We start from the raw sequence: 11106 nt of genomic DNA, 5'->3' as shown, positions 1-11106 counted from the left end.
ACTGCTCCAACGGCAGCCGGGCATGGCCCGGCTCTACAGGTTGCGCATCCGGCCGTTACCGTGCGCCGGACAGTGCATCCGGTCGACACCGCGCGGCTGGGGCGGTTGGCCATTGCCAGCCTGCACGCTGAACTGGCGTGTGCACCCAAGCCGGGGCTGGTGACGCCTTTCAGTGCGGGCAGCCATGCCGACATGGACGCGGGCACGTTCCTGCGCAGCCTGTTCGCGCTGCGCCACTACTACCGTCAGATCGCCAGCGCCGGTGCACAGGATGCGCCGTTCGAGGTGTTGCGCACGCTGGGCATTGCTGCAGAGGCGGCGATGCTGCGCGCCACAAACGGCGTGAACACCCACCGTGGCGCGATCTTCAGCCTCGGTCTGCTGGTGGCGTCAGCCGCGCGCGGACGCGCACACAGCGGCACGGCGTTGGCGGCCGAACAGGTCTGCCTGCAGGTGCAACACTGGGCTGACGACCTCATCCAGGCCCCTCTGAACGCTGACAGCCCGGGACAGCGCGCACGCGCGCAGCACCGCGTCGCTGGCGTACGCGAGCAAGCTGCGGGCGGTTTCCCGCTGCTGCGCGAACTGACCGTGCCTGCGCTGCGCGACGCGCTGGGTGCAGGGCTGCCGCGTGAGGCTGCGCTGTGCCACACGCTGATGCAGCTGGTGGCGGTGGTGGATGATCTGAACCTGCTGCACCGTGGCGGTGCGGCCGGGCTGGCCTGGGCAAAGGCCGAAGCGACCGCGTTCCTGCACGCAGGCGGCGCGCACAGTGCCGACTGGCGGCAGCGCCTGGCCCGCATCGACGCCGGGTTCGTGGCCCGTCGACTCAGTCCGGGTGGCAGCGCCGACCTGCTGGCCTGCGCCTGGTTCCTGCTGCAGCAGGAGGGCGCATGAGCCTGGCCCTGCTCTGCCCCGGACAAGGCGCGCAGCACGCGGCGATGTTCGAACGGGCGCGTCCCTACCCCGCTGCACGCGAGGTCATGGCCGCGGCGTGCGCGGTACTCGGGCGCGACGTGGTGGAGGCCGCGGGTGCCGACGATCGCTTCGACAACGCGCAGGCGCAACCGCTGCTGTGTGCCGCCACGCTGGCGCAGTGGCAGGCGCTGCGCGAGGCGTTGCCGGTGCCGCTGCTGGTGGCCGGCTACAGCATTGGCGAGCTGGCCGCGCACGCCGTTGCCGGCAGTATCGATACGGCGGGCTGCCTGCAGCTCGCTGCGCAGCGCGCGCGGTTGATGGACGAGGCCAGCCCGCCGGATACCGGCATGCAGGCGGTGCTGGGGCTGACCCGTGATGCCCTGCAACCGCTATGCGAAGCCCACGGGGCCTTCATTGCCATTGCCAATGGCAGCGACCATTTCATCGTGGGTGGGCGCAGGCCGGCGCTGCAGGCACTGGCCGCGCAGGCGGGTGCGCGGCATGCGGAAATTCGTCCGCTGCCGGTCCATGTGCCTGCGCATACACCGTTGCTGGCGGACGCCAGCAGCGCCTTTGCAGACGCACTGGCCACGGCCGGGCTGACGGCACCGCAGCTGACGCTGCTGGCGGGCATCGATGCGCGCCTGGTGCGCGATGCCGCCGTGGCGCAGCACAGTCTGGCGGCGCAGCTGTCACAGACCATCGAGTGGGCGCAGGTGATGCGCCAGGCCTTCGAGCGCGGCGCGCGGGTGTTCCTGCAGCTGGGTCCGGGCACGGCCCTGGCGCGCATGGTGGCTTCCGCTTACCCGTGCTGCGAAGTGCGCGCGGTGGAAGAGTTCCAGCACCTGGACGGTGCGGCGGCCTGGGTGCATCGCGCCCTGGAGCGTCTGTAACGCCGGACTTGCCCGGCTGGTTTTACCCCGTGGATGGCGGTCCCCCATCCGTGCTGTACGCGAGTCAGGTGTCTGGGAGGGCGCATGAGTCCACAAGTCGCAACGATCATCGGTCTGGTGATCATGTTCATCATCGCTACGGCCCTGCCGATCAACATGGGTGCGGTAGCGTTCGCATTGGCCTTCATCATCGGGGGCATCTTCGTCGGCATGGAGGGCAAGGCGGTGCTGGCTGGCTTCCCGGGCGATCTGTTCCTGACCCTGGTCGGCATCACCTACCTGTTCGCGATCGCACAGAAGAACGGCACCATCGACCTGCTGGTGCACTGGGCAGTTCGTGCGGTGCGCGGACGCATCGTGGCGATTCCGTGGGTGATGTTCGTGGTCACGGCGCTGCTGACGGCATTCGGCGCGCTGGGTCCGGCGGCGGTGGCGATCATCGGTCCGGTGGCACTGCGCTTTGCCAAGCAATACAAGATCAATCCGCTGCTGATGGGCCTGCTGGTGATCCATGGCGCGCAGGCGGGTGGCTTCTCGCCGATCAGCGTGTACGGCAGCATCACCAACGGGGTGGTGCAGAAGGCGGGGTTGGAAGTGACCGAGATGGCGGTGTTCCTGACCAGCCTGGGCTTCAACTTCATGATGTCGGTGATCTGCTTCTTCGCCTTCGGTGGCATTGCACTGATGCGTCGGGGTTCGGTCACGGTGGCGGGTGGCGAACTGGCACTGGCCGGTGGCCCGCAGGCGTCGTCACGCCAGTTCGCGATTGAAGGCCACGGTGCGCTGGTCTCGGCGGGCGGTGGCACGCTGTCCAATGATCCGGATGCGCTGGAAGCAGTCGGCATCACGCGCGAACGCCTGTTCACGCTGGTGGGGCTGGTGGGGCTGGGCGTGGCGGCGTTGATCTACAACCTCAACGTGGGTCTGGTGTCGATCACGGTGGCGGTGGCGTTGGCATTGCTGTCGCCGAAGAGCCAGAAGGGTGCGGTGGATGGCATCAGCTGGTCGACGGTACTGCTGATCTGCGGCGTGGTGACTTACGTGGGCGTGCTGGAAAAGGCGGGCGCGGTGGACTTCATCGGCAACGGGGTGTCGGACATCGGCATTCCGCTGCTGGGCGCGCTGCTGGTCTGCTACGTGGGTGGCATCGTGTCGGCGTTCGCCTCATCGGCGGCGGTGCTGGGTGCGACGATTCCGCTGGCGGTGCCGTTCCTGATGCAGGGTCACCTGGGCGCGGCCGGGGTGATCTGCGCGCTGGCGGTGTCCTCGACGATCGTGGACGTCAGCCCCTTCTCGACCAACGGTGCACTGGTGGTGGCATCGGCGGCCAAGGAAGAGCGCGAATCCCTGTTCCGCCAGTTCCTGATCTACAGCGGCCTGGTCGTCGCCTTCGGCCCCCTGCTGGCCTGGCTGCTGTTCGTCGTCCCGGGCTGGATGTAGGGGGCTGCGGGATTCGCTCCCCAACCCGAATCCCGCCAACCCACTACAATTCCCCCATGGCCATCGCCCCCGCCCCGCGCTCCCCGAAAAAAAAGGCCCCTCTCTACGAAGAGGTCGCCGAGCACGTGCGCGAACGGATCTACGACTACCGCCTCCCCCCAGGTGAATGGATCGACGAACCCGCCCTGTGCGAGGAACTCACGATCAGCCGCACTCCGCTGCGCGAGGCACTGAAGCTTCTGGCAGCGGAAGGCCTGGTGCAGATCGATGCCGGGCGCGGCGCGCGGGTGACGCGTTTGACGCTGGAAGACCTGAACCAGCTGTTCCCGGTGATGGCGATGCTGGAAGGCCGTTGCGCGCACGAGGCGGTGAAGAACATCGACGATGCCGGCGTGCAGCAGCTGGAAGAGCTGCATGCGGCGATGGAAGATGCGGCGGCGGAAGGCAACATCGCCGAGTACTACCGCAACAACTACCTGATCCACGAGACGGTGCAGCATTACGCGGGGAACCCGTGGCTGATCCGGATCACCCATGACCTGCATCGCATTCTGAAGATGCACCGCGGCCGCCAGCTGCTGGCACCGGGGCGGACGGCGCAGTCGCTGGCCGAACATCGGGAGCTGATGGCGTGTTTCCGGCAGCGCGATGCGGTGGCAGCCGGGCAGACCATGGAGCGGCATCTGTTGAGCCAGGGGCAGGCGCTGGCGGCGTATGTGGCGGCGGGGGGATTGTTGAACGTGCCTGCCCCGTTGCCGACGGAAGGCGGAACCTGATCCCCCCCCTCTCGTAGAGCCACGCCCTGCGTGGCTTCGCGGACCCGACCTTGTAGGGACACGCCATCCGTGTCCATCGCACGGCCAGATATCCCGTAGGGACACGCCATGCGTGTCCATCGCACGGCCAGATACCCCGAGGACACGCATGGCGTGTCCCTACGCGGAGGTGTCGCGCGTCGGTCGGGTTTCGCGCAGCGTCCACAACGCCGGCAGTACCACCACCGCGACCAGCGCGATCATCGCGCCAGGTGCCCCGGCCCAGCCGGTCTGGCGCACCAGCAGTTCAGCCAGCAAGGGCGTCGCCCCACCAAAGAACGCGGTGGCCACGGTGACCCCCAGCGCCAGCCCGCTCAATCGCCCCTCGCCGGGGAACTGCTCGGCCGTGGCCGGCGCAGCGACCGCGCTCACGCCACCGGCCAGCGCGGCCAGCACCACAGCCCCCACGGCAATCTCCACCACGCCGCCCTCGCCCATCAGCGCGAACAAGCCCAACGGCAGCAATGCTGACAACACGGCGAGCGCGATCAGGAGCGGCCGCCGCCCTATCCAGTCTGACAGGGCCCCGAACAACGGGGTGACGACAATCACCGCCACCGCCGCCACGGTGGACAGCCATAAGGCGGTCGCCTCGCTGACCTCGCTCATCGAACCCAGGAAAGCAGGCACGTAGGTGATACCCACGTAGTAGGTGATCGAGCCGAGCGCGGACACCGCGAAGGTGCGTACCACCGCACCGCGATGATGCCGCCAGGTATCCCGGATGGGTGTCTTCGGCACCGTGCCGACCTCGCGTTGGCGGATGAACTCCGGTGACTCATGCAGGGTGGAGCGCGCCACCAGAATCACGCCGGCCAAGGCCGCGCCGACGAAGAAGGGAATCCGCCAGCCCCATGCCGCCAGCTGTGCATCGCTGAGCAATGCCACGGTCAGTGCGGAGACACCGACGGCCAACAACGCGCCAATTTCGCTGGCTGCGGACGCCAGCGAGGTCACCAGACCACGCCGGCGGGGCGGAACACTTTCCAGCAGATAGGCCACCACGCCCGTGTATTCGCCACCGACCGAAAACGCCATCACACAGCGCAGCAGCAACAACAACACGCCGGCGCTCACACCGATGCTGGCAAACGTCGGCAACAACGCGGTGGCCAACATCGCCGCCGTCATCAGGATCATGGATGCCAGCAGCATCCAGCGCCGGCCGATACGGTCACCGAGGCTGCCGAAGCACAGCGCGCCAAGCGGGCGCATCAGGTAGGACACCGCAAACCCGGCCAGGGTGACCAGCAGCGCTTCCTCACCGCCACCGAAGAACACCCGCGACAACACCGTCGCCAGGTACAGATACAGCGTGAAGTCGTACCACTCCACCACCGTGGACAACCCGGCGATGACCATCGAACGCGTGTGCGGGGCTGCGCTCAACGCAGGATCTCACCCTCGTCTTCACCGTCCCAATAATGGATGCGCACCGCGCTGACCCGGATCAGCACCAGCCCCGGCGTATCGACGCCCTGCTCGAACCAGCGCTTCAGATCGCTCACCCAGTGCTCCTCCATCAGCGTTGTGCTGCGGATCACCATGCCCCGGCCCTGCACTGTCACGAACAGCGGCGGCTTGCCCAGCAGGGACTTGCTGCCGGTAAACGACAGCGCCACTTTCGGCTCGCGCATGATCTCGCCGACCATGTCCGCGCTTTCCAGCGTGAAGAACCAGCTGTCACCGTCGTACTCGACGTCGCCGTTGTTACTCATCGGACGCGCGGCGATCTCGCGCTCGTCAGCGTGCGTATGCAGCAGGCAGAAGTCGATGTGGGCCATCTTCTTCGCCAGTTCTGGCAGGGTCAGCGTGGTCATGTGCCTTCCATAACGGATCGGATGACCACAGCCTCGGCGCGATCACGTGACCGCGCCGTGCAGAGCCCCTGCCCCTGCATTCACATTGTCAAAGCCCGACCAGCTTGCGGATCTTCCTGCCTTCACTCCGCGGGCGCTGGAAATCGTTGTAGTAGGCAGGCTCAAACGTGTATTTCTGCCCCTTGAGCAGAAAGATGGACTTCTGCCCGACCTGGCGCTGGATCTGGCCGAGGTCGTAATGCCACATCTGCCAGAGTGGCACGGTAATGCGCACCGGCACTGGGCCGGTGCGCGTGAACACCGCCTCGTCCAACACCAGATGCAGACGAATCTGATTGTCGCTGCCCGGGCCGGTGCGGGCCGCCGGGTCGGTCACCTGGCGCCCCTGACCGTCCACCATGTCGACCGCCTCGATCTTGGCTATCACCGCCGCGTCGGACTGCGCGACGATCTGCTCCAGCGTCATGGGCGCAACGGATGTCGCAGACGCCGTCGTCACCCACATCAGGGCCAGCAGACTCAACAGGTACTTCATGTGCGTTCCTTGTCAGCGGAAGTGGTCGTGCTGGCAAACCTACCACTCCCACGGCCAAGGTCAACGCGTGGCGACCTCCACGAACACCGGATTTGAGTGGAACCACAGGTCCTGCCACGGATCTTCACCGGGCAGGTCGGCCAGCGCCACACGCTCGCCGGTGCTGTTACCACGGGCACGCACGAAGCCGCCATTGGCCGGTACCGGCAGCGTCCACGTGACGCTGATCCAGTCGCCGTCACGCTGCCAGTCGCTGGCGGCAAAGTGGCGCGACTGCATCTTCAACGCGCCGTCAGCACCCTTGCCCCCCACCACCAGCTCGATCAGCTTCAGCGCCGGTCGGTCACCATTCGCATTGGGGACGTTCGGCTGGCGCACGCGCAGTTTTACCTGCAGCGTGCCATCGGCCGACACCGGCAGGGTCTCGCCGAGCGTAGCCGAACGGGTACCCTCGCCGACCGACAGCTCCACCCGGTCGACCAGGTCACCGGTCACCGCGAACGTGCGGCCATGGCGCAGGCTGTCCAGGATGTCATCGGCCTCCGGCCGGGCCCAGGCGTAGGTCTTGCTGTACTCGCCCGGGTCGTAATCGCGGCCGCCATCGCGCACGTTGACGTGCGAGTCCGAGCTGGCGGTGATCCAGAAGCGCAGACCGTCGGCCAGCATCTGGTCCCAGATGCCGCCGACCTGCGCGGTCATCTGGTCGAAGCCGCCAAAGGTCGGTGCCGCCTTGTTCCGATACAGGCCGCGCTCGCTGCGGATGCCCTGGTGGCCGGGGGCTCCTTCCATGCCGACCAGCACCTGCGGGGCAGCGGCATGCCAGCTGCGCAGCTCTTCCGGGGTGACCTTGCCCCAGACACCCACGCCGGTGGCGGTACGTGAGGGATGGTTGATCAGCATCAGAGGCTGCGGCTGCAGCCCATCCAGATAGCCCAGCGCGGCCAGCATCTCCTGCTGCGTATCGCGGCTGCCCTGCAGCGGTTCGCTGCGGCTGTAGTCACGCTCGGCGGTGACCAGCTGGTCACGCTCGTCCGGACCCGGAGCGATGATCAGCGAGGCATGCTCGCCGGCCGGCACGTCGAATTCCATGCCGTTGAACTGGATCACGTCGGGCACATCGACCCGGGCCTGCAGCAGTGCCGGGTAGGCGTGGTCGCGGGTCACCACGGAATGACCGGGGCCACCGTGATCGGTATGAACCATCCAGCGCAGGCCGAAGGCCTTGGCCTGGGCCGCATTGCGGCTGCGGCTGTAGGAGGAGTCGCCGCCGCGAATCGGGGTTGGTGGCGTGGTGCTGCGGTCCCACTCCACGCTCCATTCGCTGTGAACGTGGTGGTCGCCGGCCAGCCACTGGCGACCGGCATCGGAATCGGGGGTGGTGGCCAGCGCCGGCGCGGAAGTGGCCAGCATTGCCATCGCAAGAAGCGTCTTCATCGGCATACCTCATAAAGCGTGCAGGCGACGCGCGGACCCTCTCCGATCCGCGCGCCACCCACACTGGAACGGTGGATCAGAAGTCGGCGCGCAGGCCCAGGCTGATACGGCGACCCGACGCTTCGTACATGGTCGGGAACGACGGATCCATGGTGTAGCCGCTGGTGATCTCGTTGGTGAGGTTGATGCCCTTCAGGCTGATCTTGATGTTGTCGGTGATGCGGTAGCCGATGGAAACATCCATCTGGCCATAGGCGTCGCGGTAGATCGGGTACAGGTTGTAGCCGATCGACTCGACGTACTCGTCCTTGTGGTTGTACGAGACGCGGGCGTCGAAGCGCTCGTTCTCGTAGTACGCGGTGAAGTTCCAGGTCTTCTCCGACAGGCCCGGCATCGGGGTCTTGATGCCCAGGTCGGATTCGCCGGCCAGCGAGCTGTCCAGCATGGTGTAGTTGGCATTGATGCCGAAGCCTTCCAGCCAGGGCGTGAACATGCCCAGCGGCATCTGCGCGACCAGCTCGATACCGTCGACTTCATAGGAGCCCTTGGCATTGACCGGCTGGTACACGTCGAAGTCGTAGATGCCGTTGAGGCTGCCATTGGCGTTGTACACGGCCACGTCCTCGACCATGCCGGTCAGCGAGTTGATCACCACGCCGTCGATGTTCTTGCGGAAATAGCTGGCTGCGAACAGCGCGCCGTTGTCCAGGTACTTTTCCACGCCCACTTCCCACTGCTTGGCGTAGGTCGGCTTCAGCTCCGGGTTGCCGTCGGTGAAGCGGTACGAGCTCCAGCTGGCGGTACGCTTGTAAGCCACGTCGGTCAGTGCCGGGCGCATCATCACCTTCGAGGCGGCAGCACGCAGCAACAGGCCGGGCGACAGTTCGGCGGTCATGTTGAAGCTGGGCAGCAGGTCATCGTAGCTGCCATCCTTGGAGACCGGCGTGTCGGTGTAGCCGGTGCTGCCGTCCGGACGCTGGATCGGGTGGAAGCCGAACGAGTCGACCTTGGTGTCCACGTAGCGGGCACCGGCGTTGATGGTGAATGGCACGCTGCCGATGTCGAAGGCGAAGTCGGTCATGGCGTAGAAGCTCATCACCTTCTCATCAACCTGGTAGAACTGGCCGGGGTCGAACGGGGTGTAGAAGCCGTCGTAACGGAACGCACCGCGTGCGTACTCATTGGAGACCTGCTCCCAGTCCAGGCGCTTGTGCGAATAGCTGCCGCCCGGAACGATGTCGCTGATCGACTGCAACGGGCTGTCGGCCAGGGTGCGGGTGTTCACCCAGGCGGCACTGCCGGCGGTCGGACCGGTGATCTTGGCCTCGCCATACTGGCGCTCCTTGGAGCGGTCGGTGTAGCGCGCACCGAACTTCACCGTGTGCAGCGCCGGCAGGAAGGCCAGGTCCAGCAGACGGGTCACGTTGACCTGGGCGGCGTACTTGTCGTCCTTCACCTTCTCCAGCGTGGTTTCATAGGCTTCAAACAGATACTTGTCCGACGCGTTGTACATGTCGATGCTGCCCGGAGCACTGCTGGGAATCGTCTCGCCGCTGTCGCCGGTCCAGCGCGTACGCGACGGCGCATAGGCCACGTGCTTGAGGTTCGAGTAGTCCGAGGTCTTCTCTGCGCCCGAATAGCCCACCAGCGCGTCGACGTACCAGCTGTCGCCCTTCCAGTCCAAGGCCATGCTGTACTGGCCGTAGTCAGTCTTGTTGATGCGTTCCTTGCTCAGCATTTCGTGCTGGGTGGCGGTGTAGGACACATCACGCAGCACCAACATGCCGTACTGGGACAGCGTGTCGGCATCGTACTCGTGGATGGTGTCGAAGGTGCTGCGGCTGGACGCCGAGTAAGCGGCGGCGTCGTACTCGTCCTCGGTGCTGTCGTAGCCACCGACCATGGCATCAAAGGTCAGGCTGAAGGTGCTGCTGGGCTTGTACTGCAGCGAGCCGGTGGCACCCCATTTGTCCTGCTCGTTCAGATACACGCGGTCACCGACCTTGTCCTGGAACACCACGCGGTTGGTCTGGTCCGAATCGTTGCGGTTGGTGATGTTGACCCCGGCATCGCGCAGCAGCACGGACTGGGCCTGGGTGCCGCGGGTGCCCGACGCGGTCAGGAAGCGCGAGGACGGACGAAAATTTATGCCCGAGGTAGAGTCAGTGCGGTTGGTGCGCTTGGACTGCGAGTACGACACCAGCGCGCCCCAGTCGCCCCAGGTATCGGCGGCGAGAAACGCAAAGCGCGGATCGACTTCCTCGGAGATGCTGTTGTGCGCACCTTCGGCGGAGAACACCAGCTTGCGCTCGCTGTAATCGAACGGGCGCGCGGTGGAAATCTTCACCGAGCCGGCGATGCCGCCCTCCTCGTCTGCTGCGGTCGGGGACTTCTGCACGGTCACCTGCTGGATGATTTCCGAGGCGAACATGTCAAATTCCACATCACGACCGCCGCTGCCCGAGGCCGTGGCCAGGTCGTTGATCGACACATGGGTGTATTCGGAGGGAAGGCCACGCACGTTGACCTTGGTGCCCAGACCCTTGCTGCGTTCGATGGTCACGCCGGGGACGCGCTGCAGTGCTTCGGCCAGGTTCTGCTCCGGGAAGTCGGCCACGTCGGTGGCGACGATCGAGTCAGAGAACCCCACGGTGGCGCGCTTGATGTCCACGGCCTGCTCCAGGCTGCGGCTGTAGCTGCCAGTGACCTGGATGGTTTCCAGATTCTGCGCCCCTGCTCCACCGGACGGTGCAGCAACGTCTGCCGGCTGCGGCGCGTTCGCCGTCACCGCAATGCCGGCAGGTGCCAACGCGCTGGAGGTCGGTGCCGGCGATGCGCTGTCCTGCGCCTCGATGGTCACGGTGGTGGCGTTGAGGTAACGGTAGCGCAGGCCGGTGCCGGCCAGCAGACGGCTCAGCGCCGCGTCGGCGCTGAGGCCGGCCGGCACGCCCGGAGTGCGCGGATTGCCCGCGCTCTGTGCGTTGTAGACGAACTGCAGGCCGGTCTGGCGCGACAGCGCGTTGAGCGCGGCGTCCAGGGGCTGCGAGGCAATGGCCTCGCTGGCCACGCGGGCAGGTTCGGCGGCGGCAGCCGTGGCAGTGACCTGCAGGGCAAGTGCAATGGAAAGGAACAGTGTGCGGCGCATCGTGGGATCCAGTGAGGGAATGGCGGTGGTCGCGGAACGGGGTTGTTCCTGCTTTCCCCAACTACGAGTGCGCAGCGCGCGGATCGGGCACCGCTTTTTCAATGAA

Annotated in this window: 9 protein-coding genes; 4 read left to right on the top strand and 5 right to left on the bottom strand. The window is 66.3% G+C overall.

Translation table 11 applies throughout. From position 1 onward, the window contains the following. The first annotated feature begins 60 nt into the window (after window positions 1–60). The 4 genes from mdcB (at window position 61) to PDM29_RS12960 (ending at window position 4027) form a co-directional block, all read left to right on the top strand. A complete protein-coding gene (gene mdcB / locus PDM29_RS12975; protein ID WP_425508671.1) occupies window positions 61–897 on the top strand; it encodes a triphosphoribosyl-dephospho-CoA synthase MdcB in 837 nt (278 codons plus the stop codon). Continuing rightward, window positions 894–1811 carry a malonate decarboxylase subunit epsilon gene (mdcH, locus tag PDM29_RS12970; RefSeq protein ID WP_311190526.1) on the top strand — a complete coding sequence of 306 codons (918 nt, stop codon included), beginning with the start codon at window positions 894–896 and terminating at the stop codon, window positions 1809–1811. Before mdcB ends, mdcH begins: the two co-directional genes overlap by 4 nt. An 84-nt stretch (window positions 1812–1895) precedes the next feature. After that, on the top strand, window positions 1896–3251 hold the full coding sequence (locus tag PDM29_RS12965; RefSeq protein ID WP_311190525.1) for an SLC13 family permease: 1356 nt from the start codon (window positions 1896–1898) through the stop codon (window positions 3249–3251). A gap of 56 nt (window positions 3252–3307) precedes the next feature. Further along, window positions 3308–4027 carry a GntR family transcriptional regulator gene (locus tag PDM29_RS12960; RefSeq protein WP_311190524.1) on the top strand — a complete coding sequence of 240 codons (720 nt, stop codon included), beginning with the start codon at window positions 3308–3310 and terminating at the stop codon, window positions 4025–4027. Window positions 4028–4186: 159 nt separating this feature from the next. Here PDM29_RS12960 and PDM29_RS12955 read toward each other — a convergent pair whose 3' ends face one another. From PDM29_RS12955 to PDM29_RS12935, 5 genes are all read right to left on the bottom strand, one after another. Beyond that, entirely contained in the window at window positions 4187–5428 is a 1242-nt protein-coding gene (locus PDM29_RS12955) for an MFS transporter (protein WP_311193781.1), read from the bottom strand. A 23-nt stretch (window positions 5429–5451) separates the two neighbouring features. Next, the gene (locus PDM29_RS12950) at window positions 5452–5886 is read right to left on the bottom strand and encodes a pyridoxamine 5'-phosphate oxidase family protein (protein WP_311190523.1); all 435 of its coding nucleotides are present in this window, start codon (window positions 5884–5886) and stop codon (window positions 5452–5454) included. Between the two features lie 88 nt (window positions 5887–5974). Beyond that, window positions 5975–6421 (bottom strand): hypothetical protein, encoded by a 447-nt coding sequence (locus PDM29_RS12945; RefSeq protein WP_311190522.1) that lies wholly within the window; start codon window positions 6419–6421, stop codon window positions 5975–5977. Between the two features lie 60 nt (window positions 6422–6481). Further along, on the bottom strand, window positions 6482–7855 hold the full coding sequence (locus PDM29_RS12940; protein ID WP_311190521.1) for a CehA/McbA family metallohydrolase domain-containing protein: 1374 nt from the start codon (window positions 7853–7855) through the stop codon (window positions 6482–6484). A 76-nt stretch (window positions 7856–7931) separates the two neighbouring features. After that, the gene (locus tag PDM29_RS12935; protein WP_311190520.1) at window positions 7932–11000 is read right to left on the bottom strand and encodes a TonB-dependent receptor; all 3069 of its coding nucleotides are present in this window, start codon (window positions 10998–11000) and stop codon (window positions 7932–7934) included. Between the last annotated feature and the right edge of the window lie 106 nt (window positions 11001–11106).

This window comes from Stenotrophomonas oahuensis (genome assembly GCF_031834595.1).
GTDB classification, from domain to species: Bacteria; Pseudomonadota; Gammaproteobacteria; order Xanthomonadales; family Xanthomonadaceae; genus Stenotrophomonas; species Stenotrophomonas oahuensis.
This window is presented reverse-complemented; position numbering and strand designations above follow the sequence as displayed.